Below are 22,316 nucleotides of genomic sequence, written 5' to 3'. Positions count from 1 at the left end.
GGCCAATTCGGCTCATTTAAGGCTTAGTTGGCTGGAACCGTTCACCACGGGGCCGTCATGGTGGTCCACGGCAGATCGTGGCTGTAGCCGCTCTCGCCCTCCGAGGCGCTGAGGAGTCTGCCGCGTGCACCGAGGCCTCCGGTGGACCCCAAGGAGATCTGCCCCGCCGGGTGCTCGGGCGTGCCCTCGTGCGCGATCTCGCCGGACGCCTGCAGGGCCGATTCGCCGAACTGCTTCATCTCTGCCTCATCCTCTGGGTGGTGGTGATAGCGGTGGTGATGATGTGGTCGCTGTCGCCGATCTCGGCGCTGTCGCTGGTCGTCGGTCGCTGTCGGTCGTCGTGGTCATCGGAGCGGTGGTTCGGTCAGGGGGCCCCGGAGGGGCGCAGGAGCAGCGCGGACCCGATCCGGTCGGGGAACCCGGCCCGCAACAGGCCGTGCCCGATCCCGGAGAGCCCGGTGAGCAGCCCCGGATGCGGTACGCGGCCGGGTGTCCCGCACTGCGGGCCCGCCCGGTCCGCCGAGGCCAGCAGCGTTCCGGCCCGGCGCATCCACGCGGGTCGCGCGGCGGGCAGCGCACGGTGGCCGAGGAGTTCCAGCAGCCCCGACTCCCCGTGGCACAGGCTGTCGTCGGCGAGCGGACCGATGCCCGCCAGCTCGGCGGAGCGCGCGGCGAGCCAGCCGGACAGCTCCGGGTCCACCAGCGCGTCGGGGCTGTCCGCGATCGCCAGCGCGATACCGGCCGCCCCGTCGCACCAGGCCGACCCGGTGGCGGCTCGGGCCGCCGGTTCGGGAGCCGTCCCGATGGCGGTCGCGCGGTTCGCTCCGGCCGTGGCCCGGCGCAGGGCCGCCAGCCCCGTGCTCCGGTGGCTGGCGTCGCCCCCGGCCCCGGCGAAGCGCAACAGCGCCCAGCCGATCCCCGCCGCCCCGTCGGCGAAGCCCGCGGCGTCGGGGAGCGGGGCGGCGGCGATCCGCTCGGCGCAGCGCTCGGCGCCCCGCCAGGCCTCGGGGCGGCCGGTGGCGCGGTGCACCGCGAGCAGCGAGACGAGCCCGCCCGCCGCCCCGCCGCGCACCCCGTACCCGTCCTCGGCCGCGCTCGCCGCGCAGCTCAGCCGGACGGCGGGACCGGCCTGGTCCAGCACCTCCCGGTCGCCCAGCAGCGTGCCCACCTCGGTCAGCGCGTACGCGATGCCGCCGAGGCCGGCGAAGGCTCCGGAGCCCAGCGCCCCGAGTTCGTCGGCCCGGCCGTGCAGGGTGTCCAGCAGCCCCGGGACCGGGGTGAGCGCCTCGCGGGCCGCCTCCGCGTACCGGGAGGCGCCGGTGAGCGCCGCCAGTTGCGCGAGAAAGAGCGCGGGTCCCGTGTACCCGCCCGCGAGGTCCGCCGCCATCGGGGTGAGCCGCCAGTAGCGCTCGCCGAGCAGTTCGAGCCCGATCCAGTTGGTGCGGCGCTCGTGCCGGTAGGCGAGGGAGACGAGCTGGTCGCCCACCGACCGTGCGGCGGACAGCAGTTGCTCGGGCTCCGGTGCGGTCGCCGCGCTCCGCGACCGGCCGCCCGGCGCCGACCGGTGCGGCGGCTCGGGCGAGGTGCTCACCATGGCGGCCCGGATGATCCGTTCCTGGTCCTGGCGGTCCACGGTGTCCATCGCGCGGACCTTGGCCTCGACGCGCGCCAGCCCGGTGGGGCCGGCGGTTTCGCCGTCGGGCTGCCCCGGGACCGTACGGCCGGTGCCGCTCCACAGCTCCGTGGAGCCCGGCCGGGTGCCGAACACCGGCACGTCACCGCACCAGAGCTCCGCGACCTCCTCGTCCTCCACGCCGGGCAGGGCGGGCACGCCCAGGAGCGGGGTGCGCAGCAGCGAGAGGACCTGGTGCCGTTCGGCGGCGTCCCGCATCAGATCGGGGTGGGTCGACTCGTCCAGCAGCGTCGTGTACGTCCAGGTCGGCCGGGGCACGACGCGCACCTCGTCCCGCGCGAAGAGGCGCAGAAGACCGTCCGAGCCCAGGAGTTCGTCCCGGTGCTCGCTGATCGCCGTGTATCCGGCGCGGAAGCCGCCGCACAGGGCCTCGGTGAACGCGGAGGGATCGGCCGCCACTCCGCCCATCCGGGGCCGGTTGGCGGACTCGGTGAACAGGCCCGCCCGCCGCACCAGCCGCATGCGGTCGGTGCCGGCGTCCGCCCAGTCGGCGGTCTCGATCGGCGAGGACGCGGCCCGGCCCCCGCCGATGGCGGACATGTCGAGCGCGGTGGTGTCCCCGACGAGCAACTGCGGCAGCAGGCCCACCCGGTGGACCGAGTCGTGCAGGGCCCGGGCGGCCGGATCGGAGGACCGGGCGGGCCCCAGCGGCGGGTGGAACAGCGTCTCCACGTCGACCAGCACCGGGTGCGGGCCGCAGGCGATCAGGTTCTCGTGGTGCAGGTCCGTACCGTCCAGCGTGTGCAGCAGGGCCAGCAGCGCCCCCTGGCGCCGGTAGAACAGGCGGGTCTCCGCCGCCGTGGCGCAGGGCCGCTCCTCGACGTACTCCGCCCAGCCGTACTCCCCCCGGTCCAGGACCCGCAGCACCCGCAGCTCCGGCGCGCCGGACAGCGAACCGAACCACTCGGCCAGGGCGTTGAAGTGCCGGTGCGCCGCGAGCGGACGCGGCTTGTAGACCAGCCGCGTGCCGTCGGCGAACCGCAGCAGCATCACCGACCGGCCGCCGCGGTGGCTGTCGCCCGCCCCGGCCTCGACGCCGGTGAGCGCCCCGGGCCCCGTGCTCCCGCCGCGTCCGCCCTCCGGGGAACCGGCCCGGTCGCCGAGGACCCCCGAGGGGGCCAGCAGGTGCCGGTCGGCGGCGAGCCGCGCGGCCATCTCCGCGAACGCGTCCCCCGCGTTCAGGCAGGCCGTCGCGAGGAGGCGCGCCAGCACGGGATAGCCGGTGACGAGCAGGGCGAGGCCGTCGCGTCGGGCGGTGCGCCGGACGAAGTCCCGGAAGCGCTCCTTCGCGCCCTCGCCGCTCAACCGGCCCAGCCGCCGGGCCTCGTGCAACTCCGTGACGAGGGTGCGCGCCGCGATCCGGGACAGCCGGCGCGTCAGCTGCCGGCGGAAGTCCGCCAGAAGGGCCGAACCGTCCCCCGTCGGCCCGTCCGCGGCCGAGCCGCCCACCGCCGGCGCGTCCTGGAGCCGCCGTGCGGACGCCTCGACGAACGGCGCGACGATCGGCCCGAAGCCGCTGAGTCCGGGGTACGCCCGGTCGGCGACCTCCACGTCACGCGGCGCCGAGGCGACGGCCTCCCGGGCGAAGACCGCCCAGCCGGGTTCGCCGGAGGGGCCGCCCCCGACGACACCGGGCAGCCACCACGGCTCCCCGACGGTGGAGAAGAGGGCAGCGACGGACGCGACGGGAGCGGTGGGCGAGGAGCCGAGGGGAACGGCCGGAGCGGATCCGACGGGCACGACGGGAGCGGACGCGCCGGAGACGACGGGACCGGAGCCGACGGGAGCGGCGGGCGTGGACCCGGTGGAAACCGCGGGAGCGGAGCCGACGGGCACGACGGGCGCGGACTCGACGGATACGGCGGGCGAGGAGCCGACGGGAACGGCCGCCGCGGACTCGGCGGACACCGCGGGAGCGGACGCGCCGGGAGTGACGGGAGCGGACGCGAAGGGAACCGCGGCGGCGGGGCGACGGCTCGGCCCTCTGTCGATCAGATCCTTCTCCGTCACCGCTCCGCACCTCCCCGGTCCCGGGCCGGCCCCGGTCGGGCCGCCCGCGTCCATCGTGGCGGGGGAGCGGGTGGGGGCGCATGGGGGAGTCGCCCCCATCTTTCGCCCCCCGGCCCCGCAGACACCGGCCACGGCCGCGGCGGCGGATTCGGGAAATGGCCACTTCTCGCCTGCCGCGCGGAGCCGGGTTGCTGCTTAATAGGGCTCCCGCGAGCGCGGGGTGAGTGACGAGTGCACGGGGGAGCACATGGACACCACTGGGAGCTTCGGGCAGCCACAGAGATCCGCGCCACCGTCCGGGCGGCTGTCCGGACCGTCACCGGCGCCGCCCTCCACGCCGCCGCCCTCCTCACCACCTTCCTCGTCCCCGCCACCGCCGGGCCCTCCGCCCGGACCTCCGCAGGGGCAGCCGCCCATACCGCCGCTGCCGCGTCCCGGCGGCGTCCTGGAGGTGTCGGTCAACCAGCGCATGCTCTGGATCGGCTCGGCGGCCTTCCCGCTGGACAACCTCACCCGGGTCGAGGCCACCAAGGTCAAGCCGCAACGAGGCGCCACCTTCCTCAGCTTCCTGAAGTGGCTGGCCCTCACCGCCGTCGTCTACGTGGTGGTCAACGCGTCGAGCGGCGGTGACGCGCGGATCGGGGAGAGCGGCAACCCCGTGTTCGTCGTCTTCCTGGTCGGTCTGGTCATGTACTTCATCAAGGAACTCCTCGAACCGGCGAAGCCGATCCTGGCCGTCGAGACGGCCGGCGGCTCCCTGGCGGTCGTGACGCTGCCGAGCGTGGACGAGCTGCGGACGATCGCCGGTCAGATCGTCCACGCGATCAACCACCCGGAGGCCGAGTTCACCGCGTACGTGCACGAGTTGAACAACTACAACGGCCCCGTCTTCAACCAGAACGGCGGGACGAACACGGGGATCAAGCTGTGACCGAACCCACGCACCACACGACCTACAACGGCCCCGTCTTCAACCAGCGGGGAGAGCAGGTGATCGGCATCAACTACGGCATCGTCGGAGCCACCCAGGACCCGGAACTCCGCGCCGCGGTGCAGGAGTTGACCGCCCGACTCCGTGACCTGACGGCCCATCTCACCCCGGAGCAGGTCCGCGCGGTCGAAGAGACCCTGCCCGTGCTCGCCCTGGACCGCGAGGCCATGACCGAGCGCGGCCTCGTCCTGGCGCGGCTCGGCCAGATCGCCAACAGCGTGGGACCCATGGCCCAGCCCGTCGCGGACGCGCTGGGGCGGCTGCTGGGGCTGCTGGGCTGAGGCTGTCCCGCCGCGGGATCCGGGACGGCCGTCGGGGGTGCGTGGGGCCGGAGGCCGGGAGACCCCGGACCTCCGGGTCCCGGTCCTCGGGGCCGCCGCCCGCACCGGCCTCACCCCCGGGGCGCCGCCGTGGACCCCCGGATCATCAGCTCGGCCGCGATGGTCGCGATGCCGCCGGGCGGCGGGTTCTCCTTGCCCATCGCCAGCCGGCCGGCCCGGGCGCCAGCCTCGAAGAGGGGCAGCCGGACCGTCGTGAGGGCCGGCACCGCGTCCACCGAGAACGGCAGGTCGTCGAAGCCCGCGACCGAGATGTCCTGGGGGATCCGCATCCCCTGGTCCCGGACGGCCGCGCACGCGCCCAGCGCCACGGTGTCGTTGGCGGCCACGATCGCGGTCACGTCCGGTGCCCTGCGCAGGAGTTCGAGGGTGGCCTCGTAGCCGGAGCGCCGGTCGTAGGGGCCGTGCACGGTGAGCCGCTCCTGATCGTCGGAGCTCCGGTCGCGGTCCGCCCCGGCCGGGGCGGCGTCCAGCCCGGCGGCCCGCAGCGCCTCCCGGTGGCCCTCCAGCCGGTGCCGGGTGGTGGTGCGTTCCGGAGGCCCGGCGACGTAACCGATCCTGCGGTGGCCGAGTGAGACGAGGTGCTCGGCGAGCCGGCGTCCGCCGCCCCGGTTGTCGAACGTGAGCGCGGCGACGAGGGCGTCCCCCTCGGGCAGCGGGGGCCGCCCGCAGAAGACGATCCTGGTGCCCGCGTCCGCGAGCTTCGCCAGCTTCGCGGACATCGCCGCCTGGTGGGCCGGGTTCTCGACCGCGCCGCCGGTGAGGACAACGGCGGCGGCGCGCTGGCGCTGGAGGAGGGTGAGATAGGTGAGCTCGCGCTCAGGGGAGCCGCCGGTGTTGCAGATGACGGCCAGCTTCTCGCCGCCCGCCCGCCCGGAACCGTCGCCGGGTCCGCCGATCTGCGTCTGGGCCGCCCCCGCCATGATCCCGAAGAACGGGTCGGCGATGTCGTTGACCAGGATGCCGACCAGGTCGGAGGTGGCGGCGGCGAGCGAGCTCGCGGGACCGTTGAGCACGTAGTCCAGGTCGTCCACCGCGCGAAGGACCCGCTCCCGGGTCGACGCGGCCACCGGGTAGTTGCCGTTCAGCACACGCGAGACGGTGGCCGGGGACACCCGGGCGCGGGCCGCCACATCCGCCAGGGTGACTGTCATCGCTGTCCTCCGTGAGATCACGTGCGGCCCCCTCTTGTCCGGCCGCTGTCGGCAGGCTAGCGTCATCTTCGATAGAAAGCGCTTGCTACGGCTGTATGGAGGGACCTTCGTGACACGCAGGACAGTGCGCATCGCCATGAACGGCGTCACGGGACGCATGGGGTACCGGCAGCACCTGGTGCGCTCGATCCTCGCGATCCGCGAGCAGGGAGGCCTTGATCTCGGCGACGGCGAGGTGCTGTGGCCCGAGCCCGTGCTCGTCGGCCGCCGTGCCGACGCCCTGGCGGAGCTCGCCGGGCGCCACGGGCTGACCGAGTGGTCGACCGACCTGGACGCGGTCCTCGCGGACGACACGATCGACGTCTACTTCGACGCCCAGGTCACCTCGGCCCGGGTGGAGGCGATCAAGAAGGCCGTCGCGGCGGGCAAGCACGTCTACACGGAGAAGCCGACCGCCACGGACGTCGAGGGGGCCCTCGACCTGGCCCGGCTCGCCCGGGACGCGGGCATCAAGCACGGCGTCGTCCAGGACAAGATCTTCCTGCCGGGCCTGCTGAAGCTGAAGCGCCTGATCGACGGCGGCTTCTTCGGCGAGATCCTCTCCGTGCGCGGGGAGTTCGGCTACTGGGTCTTCGAGGGCGACTGGCAGGAGGCCCAGCGCCCCTCGTGGAACTACCGCGCGGAGGACGGCGGCGGCATCGTCGTCGACATGTTCCCGCACTGGGAGTACGTGCTCCACGAGCTGTTCGGCCAGGTCACCTCCGTAACCGCCCATGTGCAGACGCATGTTCCGCGACGCTGGGACGAGCGGGGCAAGCCGTACGAGGCGACCGCCGACGACGCCGCGTACGGCATCTTCCAACTGGCGGGCGGGGCGGTCGCGCAGATCAACTCCTCCTGGACGGTGAGGGTCAACCGCGACGAGCTGGTCGAGTTCCAGGTCGACGGCACGCACGGCTCCGCCGTCGCCGGGCTGCGCAACTGCCGCGTGCAGCACCGCTCGTCGACCCCCAAGCCGGTCTGGAACCCGGACCTCCCGGTCACCGAGTCCTTCCGCGACCAGTGGCAGGAGATCCCGGACAACCAGGAGTTCGACAACGGCTTCAAGGCGCAGTGGGAGCTGTTCCTGCGCCACGTCGTCCTCGACGAGCCGTACACCTGGGACCTGCTGGCCGGCGCCCGGGGCGTCCAACTGGCCGAGCTGGGGCTGAAGTCGTCCGCCGAGGGCCGCCGCCTCGACGTCCCGGAGCTGAACCTGTGACCCGCGCGGCCGGTCCGCGGCGCCGACGGAGGCCGCTGACATGACGATCCACCTCCCGCAGGGCCCCTACATGCCCCGCGCCACCCCGCTCGACCTCGCCCCGGGAGCACCGGCCCCCACCTCCCGTACGGTCTTCTCGGCGGCGCACGTGGTCGCCGACCCCTACGCGGACATCAGCCCGGACGACCCGGCCGCCGTCGACTGGGACTCCACGCTCGCCTTCCGCCGCCACCTGTGGGCGCACGGCCTGGGCGTCGCGGAGGCCATGGACACCGCGCAGCGCGGCATGGGCCTGGACTGGGCGGGCGCCGCCGAGCTGATCCGCCGGTCGGCCGCCGAGGCCAAGGCGGTGGGCGGCCGGATCGCCTGCGGCGTGGGCACCGACCAGCTGCCCGCCGACGGGACGCCCGCCCTGGCCGAGGTCATCGCGGCGTACGAGGAGCAGCTGGCCCTGGCCGAGGAGCACGGCGCCCGGCCGATCCTCATGGCCTCCCGCGCGCTGGTCCGCGCCGCGCGGGGCCCGGAGGACTACCTCACCACCTACGCCCACCTCCTGCGCCAGGCCTCGGAGCCGGTGATCCTGCACTGGCTGGGCCCGATGTTCGACCCGGCCCTGGAGGGCTACTGGGGCAGCGCCGACCTCGACGAGGCCACGGACACCTTCCTCAAGGTCATCGCCGAACACCCCGACAAGGTCGACGGCATCAAGATCTCCCTCCTGGACGCGGCCCGCGAGATCGACGTCCGCCGCCGTCTCCCGGGCGGGGTGCGCTGCTACACGGGCGACGACTTCCATTACCCGGAGCTCATCGCGGGCGACGAACGCGGTTTCAGCCACGCCCTGTTGGGGATCTTCGACCCGCTGGGCCCGCTGGCCGCGCACGCGGTACGGGTGCTGGACACGGGAGACGTGGACGGCTTCCGGGCCCTCCTGGACCCCACGGTCGAGCTCTCCCGCCACCTCTTCCGGCCGCCGACCCGCTTCTACAAGACGGGTGTGGTGTTCCTGGCCTGGCTCTCCGGCCACCAGGACCACTTCACGATGGTGGGCGGGCTCCAGTCGGCGCGCTCGCTCCCGCATCTGGCGAAGGCGTACGAACTGGCCGACGGTCTGGGCCTGTTCCCGGACCCGGAGCTGGCCGAGCACCGGATGCGCTCCCTGCTCACGGTCCACGGAGGCGCACGATGAGCGACGGCCCCCTCTCCCGCCTCTCGATCAACCAGGAGACCGTCAAGCAGTGGTCCCTGCCCGAACTGGCCGAGGGCTGCGTCAAGGCGGGCGTCGGCAAGGTCGGTCTGTGGCGGGCGCCGGTGCAGGCCTACGGCGTCGAGCGCACGGCCGGCCTCCTGTCCGACGCCGGGCTCGCCGTCACCAGCCTCTGCCGGGGCGGCTTCTTCACCGCACTCGACCCGGCCGACCGGGCCCGCGCCCTGGACGACAACCGGTCGGCGATCGACGAGGCGGCGGCCCTGTCCACCGACACCCTGGTCCTGGTCTCCGGCGGCCTCCCGCCCGACAGCCGGGATCTGCACGGGGCCCGCGAGCGGGTCGCCGACGCGCTGGCGGAGCTGGCCCCGTACGCGGCGACGCGCGGCGTACGCCTGGCGATCGAGCCGCTGCACCCGATGTACGCCGCCGACCGCTGCGTCGTGTCCACCCTCGGCCAGGCGCTGGACCTCGCGGAGCGCTTCCCCGCCGAGCAGGTCGGGGTGGTCGTCGACACCTACCACCTCTGGTGGGACGACCGGGCCCCGGCGGAGATCGCCCGCGCGGGCGCGGGCGGCCGCATCCACTCCTTCCAGTTGGCCGACTGGATCACCCCGCTCCCGGCGGGTGTTCTGCTGGGCCGGGGTCAACTCGGCGACGGCAGCGTGGACTTCCGCGCCTTCCGCCGTCAGGTGGAGGCCGCCGGCTTCGACGGCCCGATCGAGGTGGAGATCTTCAACGAGGCGCTGTGGGCCCGCGACGGGGCGGAGGTCCTGGCGGAAGTGGCGGAGCGCTATGTGCAACACGCCTGCTGAGAGCCGTGCGCCGAGGCTCGGGTAAAGAGATCGCAAAGGGCTGCAACCTTTGCGTACCCTCCCGGGTCACACATGGCGTCGGGACTTCCGGGGAGGGGTCCGGGGGGAACGGGAAGGCCCGACGGGAGGGGAAAGCGAGGGGGGTCCGGCCGCGAGGCCGGGCCCCATTCCGCTGTCCGGGGACACTTCGGCGGTACGCCGCCCGGGTCGGGCGGAGCGACCGGGGCCGGGGTCGGGCGGAGCGACCGGGGCCGGGGGCGGGCGGAGCGACCGGGGCCGGGTGGCCGGCCGCGGGGTAGAACGGGCCGCCTCGGGGTAATCGGCGGTCATGGCCCTCATGAAGCGTGTAGCCCTCGCCCCTCGCGCTGTGCGGCAGCTCCGCCGCATCCGTTCCGTGTACCTCGCAGGGGCGGTGCTCAGCCTGCTGGGCCTGGTGCTCCAGGCGGAGCGGGGCTCCGGCGGACGGCAGGCGGTGATCGTGACGGTGCTCCTGGTCGCGTTCTCGGCGCTGTTCACCCTGACGATCGTGCAGTTGTGGAGGCACGCGCGGACCAGTCATTGCAGTACGGCACAGAAGCTGACGCCGTCCGCCTGACGCCGTCCGCCTGACGGCGCCGCCCGAGCGGCGGTGTCGGGCGGGTGCGGGCGCCCGACGCCCGGCGACCCCTTCGGGTCGGCGCCGGGCGTCAGCTCCGCAGCTCCGCGAGCCTGGACAGGGTGTCGGCGGCCACGTCCCGCTCCTCGGCGTCGAGTGGCAGCGCGGCGGCCTGGGCCAGCAGCGCCGCCGCCCGCTCCGCGTCCCCCGTCCGCTGCGCGATGTCCCCGCGCAGGACGAGGAGCCGCAGCTTCTGCACCGGAGTCGGCTGCTCGTCCGTCAGCCCCAGCGCCCGGTCGATGATCTTCGCCGCGCCCGCCAGATCCTGCTTGGAGTCGGCGAAGAGGTCCGCCATGTGCAGGGCGCGGGCGAAGGTCTCCTTCGGCGCCGGCCGGTGGCTCTGGTCCTCGCTGATCGGCTGCCCGATCCGGATGGTGTTCCCGGTCGGGTCGGTCACCAGGAACTGCCTTACCCCGTACGACATGTCCTTCAGCGGGCCGATGCGCGGCAGCCCCCGCGCCGGGACGCGCCCGTAGGCCGCCTTGAGGCCCGTCCGGAACGCCGCGTGCAGGCCGTCCACGTCCTCGGTCAGGACGTAGCACCCGGAGTGGGAGGAGGCCGGGTCGTACTCCTTCATGCCGTACAGCTGGAGTTCGACCGCTCCCCGCTCGACGACGGCGTACGCGTACGGACTCTTCTGGAGGTACGTCGTCGCGAAGCCCAGGGCGGTGTAGAACTCGACGGTGGTCTCGATCAGCGAGGTGCGGCAGGGCAGCATCGGGATGGTCGTCTCGGTCATGCCCGACAGCGTAGTCAAATTTGAATACTGAGGGCAAGGGGTGTTCCGTGACCGGCCGCCGCCCTTGCGCGCCGTGGCGCGCCCGTGGGGCGGGGTCGGGCGCCGGGGGCCTTCAGGCGTGAAAATTCTCGCCGATCCGGAGCGTTCGCGCAGGTGGGACCGGTCGGCACAGGTCTAGACCGCAGGGCCTCTTTACGCCTCCCGCCGCCCGTGCGTTACTCATGACATGTCCATGGCGTCCGCTATGCGGATGCCATGGCCCTCTTCCCGTCAACGTGCCCGGAGGTGGCTGTGCCCGCGTACCGTTCTCCGTCCCGCCGACTCAAGAGATCCCGGAGGGCCCTGCTGGCCGCAGGAGCCCTCGGCAGTGCCGCGGCGCTGGTCCTGACCGCCACGGGCCCGGCCGCCGCCGCGCCGCCCGACCCCGATGAGCCGGTCCGGCCCGGGCAGGCGTGGATGGGGGCGGGGACCCGCATCGAGCAGGGCCCGTCCTCCTCGGTTCCGGGCGGCGTGACGCCGATGGACACCAGCGGTGTCCAGGGCGTCGACGTCTCCCACTGGCAGGGGGCGATCAACTGGGGCTCGGTGAAGGCCGCGGGCATCGACTTCGCCTACATGAAGGCCACCGAGGGCACGTCCTTCAAGGACAGCCGCTTCAGCGCGAACTACACCGGTTCCTACAACGCCGGCCTGATCCGGGGCGCGTACCACTTCGCCCGCCCCGACGTCTCCAACGGGGCGACGCAGGCGGGCTACTTCGCGGGCAACGGCGGCGGATGGTCCAGGGACGGCAAGACCCTCCCCGGAGTGCTGGACATCGAGCACAACCCGTACGGCGCCATGTGCTACGGCCTCTCCACGACCCAGATGCGCACATGGATCAACGACTTCTACAACACCTACAAGGCGCGCACCACCCGGGACGTCGTCATCTACACGACGGCGAGCTGGTGGAACACCTGCACCGGCAGCTGGACCGGGATGTCCGCCAAATCTCCCCTCTGGGTGGCCCATTGGGGGACCAGCAGCCCGAACATCCCGGCCGGCTTCCCCACCTGGACGATCTGGCAGTACACGGCCACCGGCCGGGTCTCCGGGGTCTCCGGGGACGTGGACCGCAACAAGTTCAACGGCTCCCCGGCCCGGCTCCAGGCCCTCGCCGACAACACGGCTTAGCCGCCCCGCGCCCACGGCGGCCGGGTCGGCCCGGCCGCCGGAACGACCACAGATCAGGAGTCCGCCGTGCACCTTCCCCGGCCGTCCCGCCGCCACGTCCTCCTCGCCGGCGCCGGAGGTCTCGCCGCCGCCGCGCTGCCGAACACGGCCCATGCCCTCGACGTCGTCGAACCGGACGTCGACAGCACGTCCCGGTGGAAGGCCCGCCCGCCGCAGGGGCCGATCGACCTGGTGGGCAAGCGGCCGACGATGATCGTCGTGCACCACACGGTCAGCGCCAACACCACCGACGTCTCCCGCGCCCAGGCCCACGCACACGCCCACTGGGTCCAGGACCTGCACATGGACGAGAACGGCTGGACCGACACCGGCTACCACTTCCTCGTCAGCCGGGGCGGCTGGATCACCGAGGGCCGCCACCAGAGCCTCGGCGCGCTGCGGAGCGGCAGGGACTTCGTCCTGGGCGCGCACACCTCCGGCCAGAACGGAGCGGGCATCGGGATCGCCAACGAAGGCGCGTACCACGACGGCGCCCAGCCGCCGCGCGCCCAGTGGGAGGTCCTGGTGGCGCTCTGCGCGTACACCTGCCGGCAGTACGGCATCGCGCCGAGCCGCATCTACGGGCACAAGGACTTCGGCGACACCCTCTGCCCGGGCGTGCTCCACGACAAGCTGCCGCAACTGCGCAGCGAGGTCGCGGCGAGCATGGGCTGAGTGACTGAGTGACTGAGTGACTGAGTGGCTGAGTGGCTGAGTGGCTGAGCGCTCGGCCGAGGCCCGCGCTCCGGTCGGTCACCGGTTCCGGCTCCGGCTCTCGCGCGGTCGGTCACCGGAGCCGGCGTGGACCGGGCGGTGCCCGGAGCGTGGACCCTCGGTGAGCGGCGCGCCGCTCACCGCCGGGCGGCCAGGACCGCCGCCAGGCCCGCCCGCAGGTCGGCGACGAAGAAGTCGGGCATCTCCAGCGACGGGAAGTGCCCTCCGGCCTCGGGCGACCGCCACCGCACGATGTTCCGGTACCGCTCCCGGGCCCAGGGGAGCGGCGTCTTGTCGATGTCGCGCGGATACATGGTGATCGCCGACGGGACGTCGACCCGGAGCCCGGGGTCCAGCGAGTTGTGGCTCTCGTGGTAGATGCGGGCCGCCGAGGCTCCCGTCCGCGTCAGCCAGTACAGGGTGACGTTGTCGAGGACGCGGTCCCGGTCGATCGTCTCGAACGGGCTGTCCGCGGTGTCCGACCACTCGGCGAACTTGTCGAGGATCCAGGCGAGCAGCCCGACCGGCGAGTCGACGAGTGCGTAGCCGACGGTCTGCGGCCGGGTCGCCTGCTGCTTGGCGTAGGCCGCGCGGTGGCGCCAGAAATGGCGGGTCTCCTCGGTCCACCTCCGCTCGGTCTCCGTCAGGCCGTCCGTGGTCAGGCCGGGCGGGGCCTCCGCGAAGGTGGAGTGGACGCCGAGCACGTGGTCGGGGAACCGCCCGCCCAGCACCGTGGTGATGTTGCCGCCCCAGTCGCCGCCGTGGGCCAGGAACGCGCTGTAGCCGAGCCGGCCCATCAGCTCCACCCACGCGGCCGCGATCCTCTCGGTGCCCCAGCCGGTGGTGGTCGGCCGGTCGCTGTACCCGAAGCCCGGCAGCGAGGGGGCCACGACATGGAACGCCGGTGCGGTCGCGTCCTTCGGGTCCGCCAACTCGTCCATGACGTGCAGGAATTCGACGACGCTGCCCGGCCAGCCGTGCGTCAGGAGCAGCGGGGTGGCGTCCGGGCGCGCGGACCGCCGGTGCAGGAAGTGGATGCCCAGGCCGTCGATGACCGTACGGAACTGGCCCATCCGGTCGAGGCGCCGCTCGAACGACCGCCAGTCGTACCCGGTGCGCCAGTGCTCCACGACGTCGACGAGGTCGGCGAGCGGAACGCCCTGGTCCCAGCGGCGGCCGGGCTCGGCGCCCCGGACGGTCTCGGCCTCCGGCAGTCGCGCCGCGGCCAGTCGCGCCTTCAGATCATCGAGATCGGCTTCGGTCGCGCGGGCCTCGTAGGCGTGGACGTCGCTGTTCGGGTGCGGCATGGGGCCTCCTGGCCATGGTGGGGACCGGCGTCGATCGGCCGGGGCGGGCCCGTACCGCCCCGCCGCCACCGCGACGACCCCGGCCCATCGTGAACCGTCTAAGACGGTTCTAACAGTGATCCGGCGCGGGTCGCAACCGGCTAAGGTGGTTCCATGCGTGCTGGCTTTCCTGACTTCCGTCTCGGCAACGTGCTGGCGACGAGCTTCACCGGGACCCTGTCGGAGCGTTTCGGCGACGCCGTGGAGCGCATCCCCGTTCCGCGACGGCTCGTCGACTGGCTGGCGGAGTACGGACTCGCCGTGGACTCCTGCACCCCGGCCCAGCTCGACCGGGCCCGGGAGCTGAGGGAGTCGATCCACGCCGCGGCGACGGCCGCCGCGCTGCACGAGCCCCTCCCCGCCGACGCGGTCCAGGTCATCGGCGACCACAGCGTCGCCGGGCGGGCGGCGGCGGTCCTGACCCCCGGGGGCGAGCGGCGGTGGCGGCTCGCCTCCTCCTCCGTGGAGGACGCCCTGAGCGTGGTGGCCGCCGACGCGGTCGACGTGATCTCGGGCGTCCGGGACGGAAGACTGGCCCTGTGCGCTTCCCCGACCTGCCGGGCTGCCTTCTTCGACACCAGCCAGAGCCGTACGCGCAAGTGGTGCGACATGAACACCTGCGGCAACCGCCAGAAGAAGGCGCGCTTCAACGCGGGCCGGCGCACGGACCCGAGCTGAGCAGGCCCACCCCCGGAGCACGGCCCGCCCCACGGGCCCGAGTCCGGAAGGCCGGCCCCCTCACGGGAGGGAGCGCCGCCCGGGCCCGGGATGACCGTCGGCCGGGCCGGGCCACCGGCCGCCGCGACGAACGAGCCGCACAGCGGCGGCGGTACGTACGGGACTTCGCCGCCGGTCAGTCGAAGAGGTCGATCAGCCCGTTCACCCAGATCGCCAGGAACGCGATCACGGCGACCGCGCAGCCCACGGCCGCCGCGCGCTCCCCGACGGTCGTGGGCAGGTCCTCGCGGGGGCCGGGCTTTGGCCGCCCGGCCGGGAGGCCGTCCCAGTCCAGCGGGCAGCCGGCCTCGTCCGACGCCGCGGTGCGCAGGGCCGTCAACTGCCGGGCGGCGAAGGCGGGAACCTCCTCCGGAGACTCCGGATCGCGCCAGGCGACGGCGGTCATCCGGCGCAGCGGGGTGGCGTACCGCTTCTCGAAGGCCGCCGTCTCCTCCGGGACGCGGTCCTCCTCCAGATACATCCAGCGGCCCGCCTCCGCCGGGTCGCCGTACAGGCGGTGGACGGCGGCCAGCCGACGGCGGGGCTCCGGCTCGTGCGGGTAGGAGGAGACCAGGCCGCGCAGACGCTGCCTCGCCACCGGTATCCGGCCGGCGGCGAGGTCCGCGTCCACGCGGGCCAGGGTGTCGTTCAGGGGCATGGGGTCATCATGCGGCCGGGAGAGCGCCGTCGGCGACCGGGTTGTTCACACCGTTCGCCGCACCGGACCGTGCGGTGCCTTCGGGTCCGAAGGGCCCTGGTTCTGCGGCGTCTTCGGCGTCTTCGGTGTCCTCGGCCCCCTCGGTGACATGAACAGGGTGGCCGCCAGGGCCAGGAGCAGCAGCCCCGCGCAGACGTACCCGGAGACCTGCACGCCGACCGCCATCGCCTCGCGGGCCGCCTCCGCCGCCGACGCCGTGCGCGGCTCCGACGCGAGACTCCCGATCACCGATCCCGCGCTGTCCGTCACCACGCCCCCGAGCCGTTCCGCCTCGTCCGCGGGGACTCCCTCCCGGGTCAGCCGGTCGGTCATGCCGGAGGCCAGGGTGCTGAAGAACAATGTCGTCAGGAGGGCGATGCCGAGGGCCGACCCGAGCTCGCGGGCCGCGCTCTGGATGCCCGAGGCCTGGCCCCCGCTCCGTTCCGGCACGTCCACGAGGACGATGTTGGTGACCTGGGCCGTGGCGAAGCCGACGCCGATCCCGTACACGAACAACGCGATCGAGATCAGCCACCAGGAGCTGTCCGTCGACGCGATCAGGGCCAGCATCGTCAGCCCGGCGGCCTCCAGGCCCAGGCCGATCCGGACCTGGGCGAGCGCGGGGACCGCCGCGGCCATCGGGAAGCTCGCCCCGGAGGCGGCGAAGCTGCCCGCGGCGAGCGCGACGAGGGCGAGTCCCGCCTCGAACGCGCTGTAGCCGAGGGCGAACTGCAACCAGAGCGGCAGCACCGCGATGATGCCGAACTCCCCGAGGCCGACCATCAGCGTGACGAAGTTGCCGTTGCGGAACGAGCGGATGGAGAGCAGCCCCACGTCCATCAGCGGCTCGTCGCCCGCCCGGCTCAGCACGGCCTGCCTGCGCCAGAACACCGCCAGCGCCGGCACGGACAGCAGCAGCGCGACGAAGACCGGCGAGAGCCCGCCGGACCAGGAGAGGCCTCCGATCTCCAGGGGCTCGGTCGTCATCAGCCAGCCATGGGTGCGCCCCTCGATCAGGACGAAGGAGAGGAGGCCGAGGCCCACCGCCGACAGCACCGCGCCGACGCCGTCGATACGGCCCCGGGTGCGGGGCGACACGTCCAGATACCTGAGCACCCCGACGACGATCAGGGCGACCAGCGGGATGTTGATGCCGAAGGCCCAGCGCCAGGAGATGTCGGCGAGCCAACCGCCCAGCAGCGGGCCCACGGCCGCCGCCGCACCGATGGTCGAGCCCCACACGGCGAACGCCTGACCGCGTGCCCGGCCCGTGAACGTGGCGTTCAGCAGGGCCAGCGAGGTGGGCAGCATCATCGCTCCGCCGACGCCCTGGACGAACCGGGCGACGATCAGCGGACCGCCGCCGGGGGCCAGCGCCGCCAGCAGGCTCGTGACGCCGAAGACGGCGAGACCCAGCAGAAAGATCCGGCGTGCGCCGTACAGGTCGCTGAGGCGCCCGGTGACCAGCAGGAGCGCCGCGAACGTGATCGCGTACGACTCCTGGATCCACTGGGCCTCCGAGGAGCCGATGGAGAGGTCCTCGATGATCGGCGCGAGGATCACGTTGACGATCGTCAGATCGACGACGATCAGGGCCACGCCGAGCGCCACGGCGACGAGACCGAGCCACTGACGTGCTGTGGGAGGGATTTCCGCTGGTTCGGACACAGTGCTTCGACTCCCCGGATTCACTTTGCGGCAAAGGAAGATAGCTTTGTCGCAAAGGTAAATGTGGCGGGGTAGGTTGTCAAAACAGACGGTGGGAGACGCGGCCGGAGGGCCCGCGACGGAACCGGAACCGGAAGAGAGCGGGGCAGCGCCAATGCCGAACGGGCACGGAGCCGACGGGAACGCCAGGGCGGACGAGGTCGGCCCGGTGGGCGGGAACGCCGTCGCCGGCGGTGACGGGGCGACCGGCCACGACGCCTCACGGGTCGACCGGGTGATGGACGGCCTGCGCGCCTTCGGGGCCAACTACACCGAGTTCACCCGCCGCTTCGCGGCCTGGCTCGGGCTGCACTCCACCGACGCCGCCGCCCTGGTGGAGATCCTCTACGCGGAGGACCAGGGCACGCCCCTGTCGCCGGCCCGGCTCAGCGAGCGCGTCTCGCTCTCCTCCGGCGCGACCGCCATCCTGCTCAAGCGGCTCGAACAGGCCGGACACATCGTCCGCACCCGCGAGAGCACCGACCGCCGGGTGGTGACCCTGCGCAGCAGCCCCGACATCCGGCCGCGGGCCATGGCCTTCTTCGGCCCGTACTCCGAGCGGATGGCCGCGGCGATGGCCGCCTACTCCCCGCAGGAGATCGAGCGGTTCGAGCGGTTCCTCGGCGGGCTGCGCTCGACCATGGACTCCCTGCTGGCCGACGAGTACCGCGACGGCGGACCGGCCCCCGCGCCCCGGGACGACCCCCGCACGCCCTGACGGCCCCCGCGCCCCGCGACGGCCTCCGCGCCTCCGCACGCCGTGACGGGCCCCGGGCCGCGAACCGCCCTGTCAGCGGCACCCGGTAGCGTCGGGTCATGTCCAACATGGCCGTCCTCGAAGGTGTCCTGGAGCGGATCACCTACGCCAACGAGGAGAACGGGTACACGGTCGCCCGCGTCGACACCGGGCGGGGAGCGGGCGACCTCCTCACCGTGGTCGGCGCTCTGCTCGGCGCGCAGGTCGGCGAGTCGCTGCGGATGGAGGGCCGTTGGGGCTCGCACGCGCAGTACGGCAAGCAGTTCACCGTGGAGAACTACACCACCGTGCTGCCCGCCACCATCCAGGGCATCCGCCGCTATCTCGGCTCGGGGCTGATCAAGGGGATCGGGCCGGTGATGGCCGACCGGATCACCACCCACTTCGGCGTCGACACCCTCGACATCATCGAGCGGGAGCCGAAGCGCCTCGTCGAGGTCCCCGGCCTCGGCCCCAAGCGCACCAAGATGATCGCCACCGCCTGGGAGGAGCAGAAGGCGATCAAGGAGGTCATGGTCTTCCTCCAGAGCGTCGAGGTCTCCACCTCCATCGCCGTCCGCATCTACAAGAAGTACGAGGACGCCTCGATCTCCGTCGTGAAGAACCAGCCCTACCGGCTGGCCGCCGACGTCTGGGGCATCGGCTTCCTCACCGCCGACCGGATCGCCCAGGCCGTCGGCATCCCGCACGACAGCCCCGAGCGGGTCAAGGCCGGCCTCCAGTACGCCCTGTCCCAGTCCTCCGACCAGGGGCACTGCTTCCTCCCCGAGGAGCGGCTCATCGCGGACGGCGTCAAGCTGCTCCAGGTCGACACCGGGCTGGTCATCGAGTGCCTGGCCGAGCTGGCCGCCGACCCGGAGGGCGTCGTACGGGAGAAGGTGCCGTCCCCCGACGGCGGCGAGCCGATCACCGCCGTCTACCTCGTCCCCTTCCACCGTGCCGAGCTGTCCCTCGCCGGGCAGGTGCGCCGCCTGCTGAAGACCGGCGAGGACCGCATGCCGGCCTTCCGGGACGTGGACTGGGACAAGGCCCTGGCCTGGCTCGCCACCCGTACGGGAGCCACCCTCGCGCCCGAACAGGAGCAGGCCGTACGGCTCGCGCTCAGCCGGAAGGTGGCCGTCCTGACCGGCGGCCCCGGCTGCGGCAAGTCGTTCACCGTACGGTCCATCGTCGAACTGGCCCGGGCGAAGAAGGCCAAGGTGGTGCTCGCCGCCCCCACCGGGCGCGCCGCCAAACGCCTCTCCGAGCTGACCGGGGCCGAGGCGTCCACCGTGCACCGGCTCCTGGAGCTGAAGCCGGGCGGGGACGCCGCCTACGACCGGGACCGCCCGCTGGACGCCGATCTGGTCGTGGTGGACGAGGCGTCGATGCTCGACCTGCTGCTCGCCAACAAGCTCGTGAAGGCGGTGGCACCCGGTGCCCACCTCCTCCTCGTGGGCGACGTCGACCAGTTGCCCTCGGTCGGCGCGGGGGAGGTGCTGGGCGATCTGCTCGCGGAGGGCGGCCCGGTCCCCGCCGTCCGGCTCACCCGGATCTTCCGCCAGGCCCAGCAGTCCGGCGTGGTCACCAACGCCCACCGGATCAACGCCGGGCAGCCGCCGCTCACCGAGGGGCTCAGCGACTTCTTCCTCTTCGTGGAGGACGAGACCGAGGACGCGGGCAAGCTCGCCGTCGATGTGGCGGCCCGTCGCATTCCGGCCAAGTTCGGCCTCGATCCCCGCCGTGACGTGCAGGTTCTCGCCCCGATGCACCGGGGTCCGGCGGGCGCGGGGAATCTGAACGGGCTGCTCCAGCAGGCCATCACCCCGGGCCGTCCCGATCTCCCCGAAAAGCGGTTCGGCGGCCGGGTCTTCCGGGTCGGCGACAAGGTCACCCAGATCCGCAACAACTACGACAAGGGCGAGAACGGCGTCTTCAACGGCACGGTCGGCGTCGTCACCGGCCTCGACGTCGACGAACAGCGGCTCACCGTCCACACCGACGAGGACGAGGAGATCGGGTACGACTTCGACGAACTGGACGAGCTGGCCCACGCGTACGCCATGACCATCCACCGCTCCCAGGGCAGCGAGTATCCGGCCGTCGTCATCCCCGTCACCACCAGTGCCTGGATGATGCTCCAGCGCAACCTGCTCTACACGGCCGTGACGCGGGCCAAGAAGCTGGTGGTGCTGGTCGGGTCCCGTAAGGCGATCGGTCAGGCGGTCCGCACGGTTTCCGCAGGCAGGCGCTGTACGGCACTGGATTTCCGGCTCCGGGGCGGCTCCGGAGAAGACTTCGCGTGAGCCGTGGAAAAAATGATCGATCAAATCGGTGGGAAACATCACGGAGGTCTTCCGGAACCGGAGTCAAGGGGGCAGGATGAGTAAGTTGGCGGCACTCAGTGCCGCCCATGAGTCCAATGGACGACCCCGAGTGCACTCTCCTGAGCCGAATGGGGGAGGGTGGAAGACAGTCAGGGCACCTCGAAGAAGAGGCACTACGTCGGTGAGGGATGACGTGAGCGAGCACACCAACAACGCTGTAGTACTGCGGTACGGCGATGACGAGTACACCTACCCGGTGATCGACAGCACCGTCGGCGACAAGGGCTTCGACATCGGGAAGCTCCGGGCCAATACCGGCCTGGTGACGCTGGACAGCGGATACGGCAACACCGCCGCCTATAAATCCGCCATCACGTACCTCGACGGTGAGCAGGGCATTCTGCGCTACCGCGGATACCCGATCGAGCAGCTCGCCGAGCGCTCGTCGTTCCTCGAGGTCGCGTACACGCTGATCAACGGCGATCTGCCGAAGGTCGACGAACTGGCGACCTTCAAGAACGAGATCACCCAGCACACCCTGCTGCACGAGGACGTCAAGCGGTTCTTCGACGGCTTCCCGCGCGACGCCCACCCGATGGCCATGCTGTCCTCGGTGGTCAGCGCGCTGTCCACGTTCTACCAGGACAGCCACAACCCGTTCGACGAGCAGCAGCGTCACCTCTCGACGATCCGCCTCCTCGCCAAGCTTCCGACGATCGCGGCGTACGCCTACAAGAAGTCGATCGGGCACCCCTTCGTCTACCCGCGCAACGACCTCGGGTACGTCGAGAACTTCCTGCGCATGACCTTCTCGGTCCCCGCCCAGGAGTACGAGCTGGACCCGGTCGTCGTCTCGGCGCTGGACAAGCTGCTCATCCTGCACGCGGACCACGAGCAGAACTGTTCGACCTCCACCGTGCGTCTGGTCGGCTCCTCGCAGGCGAACATGTTCGCCTCGATCTCCGCCGGCATCTCGGCGCTGTGGGGCCCGCTGCACGGTGGCGCCAACCAGTCGGTGCTGGAGATGCTGGAAGGCATCCAGGCCAACGGCGGCGACGTCGACTCCTTCATCCGCAAGGTGAAGAACAAGGAGGACGGCGTCCGCCTGATGGGCTTCGGCCACCGGGTGTACAAGTCCTTCGACCCGCGCGCCAAGATCATCAAGGCCGCCGCCCACGACGTGCTGTCCGCGCTCGGCAAGTCCGACGAGCTGCTCGACATCGCGCTCAAGCTGGAGGAGCACGCGCTCTCCGACGACTACTTCGTCTCGCGCAACCTCTACCCCAACGTGGACTTCTACACCGGTCTGATCTACCGGGCCATGGGCTTCCCGACCGAGATGTTCACCGTGCTGTTCGCGCTCGGCCGCCTTCCCGGCTGGATCGCCCAGTGGCACGAGATGATCAAGGAGCCGGGTTCCCGCATCGGCCGCCCGCGCCAGATCTACACCGGCGAGGTCCTGCGCGACTTCGTCCCGGTCGAGGGCCGCTGACCCGACCGCACGACCCTCTGGAGTGCCCGGCCTCTTCGGCCGACTGCCTTCGCCCCGCGTACCGCGCTTCGCACAGAGCGCGGTGTCCGGGGCGATTCGGCTTTGTGGAGGGCTTCGCGCGGGGTGCGTACGGGGCTTGAGCCGGGCCGCGGGCGTCCGTACGGGGCCTGAGGGGCCGTGTTCACGCGTGGGCGGCTCAAGGGGGCCGCGGGCGCGCGTACGGGGCCTGGGCGGGGCGGTGTGCGCACGGGGGAGGGCTTGGGCGGTCGCGCCGGCGGCTCCTGCGGTGTTGTGCGCGGGGCTCGGTCGCGCCCCTTTGCCGGAAAGCGAGAAACGCCCCGCCGCCGATCCCCCCACGGGTCGACGGTCAGGGCGTTTCCCATATCCCGGAGCGGATTCCCCCCACGGGATCCGGCCGGGCGTCTGCAAGGAGCCGAGGCTCCCGTTGTTCTGTTGTGCTGCGGTCCGCCGGGGTACGTACGCACGGGAGGGCCGCTCAAAG

General features: G+C 72.6%; 19 protein-coding genes. 12 read left to right on the top strand and 7 right to left on the bottom strand.

Annotation, left to right across the window (positions count from 1 at the left end):
* Positions 1-41: 41 nt before the first annotated feature.
* Entirely contained in the window at positions 42-239 is a 198-nt protein-coding gene (locus DTB53_RS12425) for a hypothetical protein (protein ID WP_003969056.1), read from the bottom strand.
* 125 nt (positions 240-364) lie between these two features.
* Entirely contained in the window at positions 365-3,703 is a 3,339-nt protein-coding gene (locus tag DTB53_RS12420; RefSeq protein WP_042497146.1) for a type 2 lanthipeptide synthetase LanM, read from the bottom strand.
* A 451-nt stretch (positions 3,704-4,154) separates the two neighbouring features.
* Here DTB53_RS12420 and DTB53_RS12415 point away from each other — a divergent pair, with 451 nt between their 5' ends.
* Together DTB53_RS12415 and DTB53_RS12410 are read left to right on the top strand one after the other, a co-directional pair.
* Complete coding sequence (locus DTB53_RS12415; protein ID WP_003969059.1) at positions 4,155-4,634, top strand: DUF6232 family protein; 480 nt, start codon at positions 4,155-4,157, stop codon at positions 4,632-4,634.
* Complete coding sequence (locus tag DTB53_RS12410) at positions 4,631-4,975, top strand: hypothetical protein (RefSeq protein WP_012380886.1); 345 nt, start codon at positions 4,631-4,633, stop codon at positions 4,973-4,975. The genes DTB53_RS12415 and DTB53_RS12410 overlap by 4 nt, the downstream gene beginning before the upstream one ends.
* Before the next feature lie 110 nt (positions 4,976-5,085).
* Here DTB53_RS12410 and DTB53_RS12405 read toward each other — a convergent pair whose 3' ends face one another.
* The gene (locus tag DTB53_RS12405) at positions 5,086-6,186 is read right to left on the bottom strand and encodes a LacI family DNA-binding transcriptional regulator (protein ID WP_012380887.1); all 1,101 of its coding nucleotides are present in this window, start codon (positions 6,184-6,186) and stop codon (positions 5,086-5,088) included.
* Between the two features lie 109 nt (positions 6,187-6,295).
* Between DTB53_RS12405 and DTB53_RS12400 the strand changes: the two genes are divergently transcribed.
* The 4 genes from DTB53_RS12400 (at position 6,296) to DTB53_RS12385 (ending at position 10,064) form a co-directional block, all read left to right on the top strand.
* Entirely contained in the window at positions 6,296-7,447 is a 1,152-nt protein-coding gene (locus tag DTB53_RS12400) for a Gfo/Idh/MocA family protein (RefSeq protein WP_012380888.1), read from the top strand.
* Positions 7,448-7,487: 40 nt separating this feature from the next.
* Complete coding sequence (locus DTB53_RS12395; protein ID WP_012380889.1) at positions 7,488-8,636, top strand: dihydrodipicolinate synthase family protein; 1,149 nt, start codon at positions 7,488-7,490, stop codon at positions 8,634-8,636.
* On the top strand, positions 8,633-9,469 hold the full coding sequence (locus DTB53_RS12390; RefSeq protein ID WP_012380890.1) for a sugar phosphate isomerase/epimerase family protein: 837 nt from the start codon (positions 8,633-8,635) through the stop codon (positions 9,467-9,469). Before DTB53_RS12395 ends, DTB53_RS12390 begins: the two co-directional genes overlap by 4 nt.
* A 328-nt stretch (positions 9,470-9,797) precedes the next feature.
* Positions 9,798-10,064: a hypothetical protein gene (locus DTB53_RS12385; RefSeq protein WP_003969066.1), complete on the top strand. Its 267-nt coding sequence runs from the start codon at positions 9,798-9,800 to the stop codon at positions 10,062-10,064.
* Between the two features lie 91 nt (positions 10,065-10,155).
* Here DTB53_RS12385 and DTB53_RS12380 read toward each other — a convergent pair whose 3' ends face one another.
* Positions 10,156-10,863, bottom strand: a complete 708-nt coding sequence (locus DTB53_RS12380) for a bleomycin resistance protein (protein ID WP_042497153.1) — start codon at positions 10,861-10,863, stop codon at positions 10,156-10,158.
* Between the two features lie 291 nt (positions 10,864-11,154).
* Here DTB53_RS12380 and DTB53_RS12375 point away from each other — a divergent pair, with 291 nt between their 5' ends.
* Both DTB53_RS12375 and DTB53_RS12370 read left to right on the top strand, forming a co-directional pair.
* Complete coding sequence (locus tag DTB53_RS12375; RefSeq protein ID WP_042497155.1) at positions 11,155-12,039, top strand: lysozyme; 885 nt, start codon at positions 11,155-11,157, stop codon at positions 12,037-12,039.
* Between the two features lie 66 nt (positions 12,040-12,105).
* Positions 12,106-12,753: a peptidoglycan recognition protein family protein gene (locus tag DTB53_RS12370; RefSeq protein ID WP_012380893.1), complete on the top strand. Its 648-nt coding sequence runs from the start codon at positions 12,106-12,108 to the stop codon at positions 12,751-12,753.
* Between the two features lie 176 nt (positions 12,754-12,929).
* Here DTB53_RS12370 and DTB53_RS12365 read toward each other — a convergent pair whose 3' ends face one another.
* The gene (locus tag DTB53_RS12365) at positions 12,930-14,099 is read right to left on the bottom strand and encodes an epoxide hydrolase family protein (RefSeq protein ID WP_012380894.1); all 1,170 of its coding nucleotides are present in this window, start codon (positions 14,097-14,099) and stop codon (positions 12,930-12,932) included.
* 153 nt (positions 14,100-14,252) lie between these two features.
* Here DTB53_RS12365 and DTB53_RS12360 point away from each other — a divergent pair, with 153 nt between their 5' ends.
* The gene (locus DTB53_RS12360; protein ID WP_012380895.1) at positions 14,253-14,816 is read left to right on the top strand and encodes a CGNR zinc finger domain-containing protein; all 564 of its coding nucleotides are present in this window, start codon (positions 14,253-14,255) and stop codon (positions 14,814-14,816) included.
* Between the two features lie 175 nt (positions 14,817-14,991).
* Here DTB53_RS12360 and DTB53_RS12355 read toward each other — a convergent pair whose 3' ends face one another.
* Both DTB53_RS12355 and DTB53_RS12350 read right to left on the bottom strand, forming a co-directional pair.
* Positions 14,992-15,513, bottom strand: a complete 522-nt coding sequence (locus tag DTB53_RS12355; RefSeq protein ID WP_012380896.1) for a DUF6584 family protein — start codon at positions 15,511-15,513, stop codon at positions 14,992-14,994.
* A 45-nt stretch (positions 15,514-15,558) separates the two neighbouring features.
* The gene (locus DTB53_RS12350) at positions 15,559-17,220 is read right to left on the bottom strand and encodes an MFS transporter (RefSeq protein WP_042497159.1); all 1,662 of its coding nucleotides are present in this window, start codon (positions 17,218-17,220) and stop codon (positions 15,559-15,561) included.
* Between the two features lie 154 nt (positions 17,221-17,374).
* Between DTB53_RS12350 and DTB53_RS12345 the strand changes: the two genes are divergently transcribed.
* From DTB53_RS12345 to DTB53_RS12335, 3 genes are all read left to right on the top strand, one after another.
* On the top strand, positions 17,375-17,977 hold the full coding sequence (locus DTB53_RS12345) for a MarR family winged helix-turn-helix transcriptional regulator (RefSeq protein ID WP_012380898.1): 603 nt from the start codon (positions 17,375-17,377) through the stop codon (positions 17,975-17,977).
* A gap of 98 nt (positions 17,978-18,075) precedes the next feature.
* Entirely contained in the window at positions 18,076-20,301 is a 2,226-nt protein-coding gene (recD2, locus tag DTB53_RS12340) for an SF1B family DNA helicase RecD2 (protein WP_003969076.1), read from the top strand.
* 214 nt (positions 20,302-20,515) lie between these two features.
* Positions 20,516-21,814, top strand: coding sequence for a citrate synthase (locus tag DTB53_RS12335; RefSeq protein ID WP_003969077.1), 1,299 nt, complete (start codon positions 20,516-20,518; stop codon positions 21,812-21,814).
* Positions 21,815-22,316: the final 502 nt, after the last annotated feature.

Source organism: Streptomyces griseus, assembly GCF_900460065.1.
Lineage (GTDB): Bacteria > Actinomycetota > Actinomycetes > Streptomycetales > Streptomycetaceae > Streptomyces > Streptomyces griseus.
The sequence above is the reverse complement of the archived record's forward strand: the minus strand, read 5'-3'. Positions and strand labels throughout refer to the sequence as shown.

Bases quoted from the DNA above. Each gene is read 5' to 3' on its own strand.
- DTB53_RS12380 (WP_042497153.1), bottom strand. From the start codon at position 10,863: ATGACCGAGACGACCATCCCGATGCTGCCCTGCCGCACCTCGCTGATC.
- DTB53_RS12360 (WP_012380895.1), top strand. From the start codon at position 14,253: ATGCGTGCTGGCTTTCCTGACTTCCGTCTCGGCAACGTGCTGGCGACG.
- DTB53_RS12355 (WP_012380896.1), bottom strand. From the start codon at position 15,513: ATGCCCCTGAACGACACCCTGGCCCGCGTGGACGCGGACCTCGCCGCC.
- recD2 (WP_003969076.1), top strand. From the start codon at position 18,076: ATGTCCAACATGGCCGTCCTCGAAGGTGTCCTGGAGCGGATCACCTAC.
- DTB53_RS12395 (WP_012380889.1), top strand. From the start codon at position 7,488: ATGACGATCCACCTCCCGCAGGGCCCCTACATGCCCCGCGCCACCCCG.
- DTB53_RS12345 (WP_012380898.1), top strand. From the start codon at position 17,375: ATGCCGAACGGGCACGGAGCCGACGGGAACGCCAGGGCGGACGAGGTC.
- DTB53_RS12390 (WP_012380890.1), top strand. From the start codon at position 8,633: ATGAGCGACGGCCCCCTCTCCCGCCTCTCGATCAACCAGGAGACCGTC.
- DTB53_RS12365 (WP_012380894.1), bottom strand. From the start codon at position 14,099: ATGCCGCACCCGAACAGCGACGTCCACGCCTACGAGGCCCGCGCGACC.
- DTB53_RS12405 (WP_012380887.1), bottom strand. From the start codon at position 6,186: ATGACAGTCACCCTGGCGGATGTGGCGGCCCGCGCCCGGGTGTCCCCG.
- DTB53_RS12385 (WP_003969066.1), top strand. From the start codon at position 9,798: ATGGCCCTCATGAAGCGTGTAGCCCTCGCCCCTCGCGCTGTGCGGCAG.
- DTB53_RS12425 (WP_003969056.1), bottom strand. From the start codon at position 239: ATGAAGCAGTTCGGCGAATCGGCCCTGCAGGCGTCCGGCGAGATCGCG.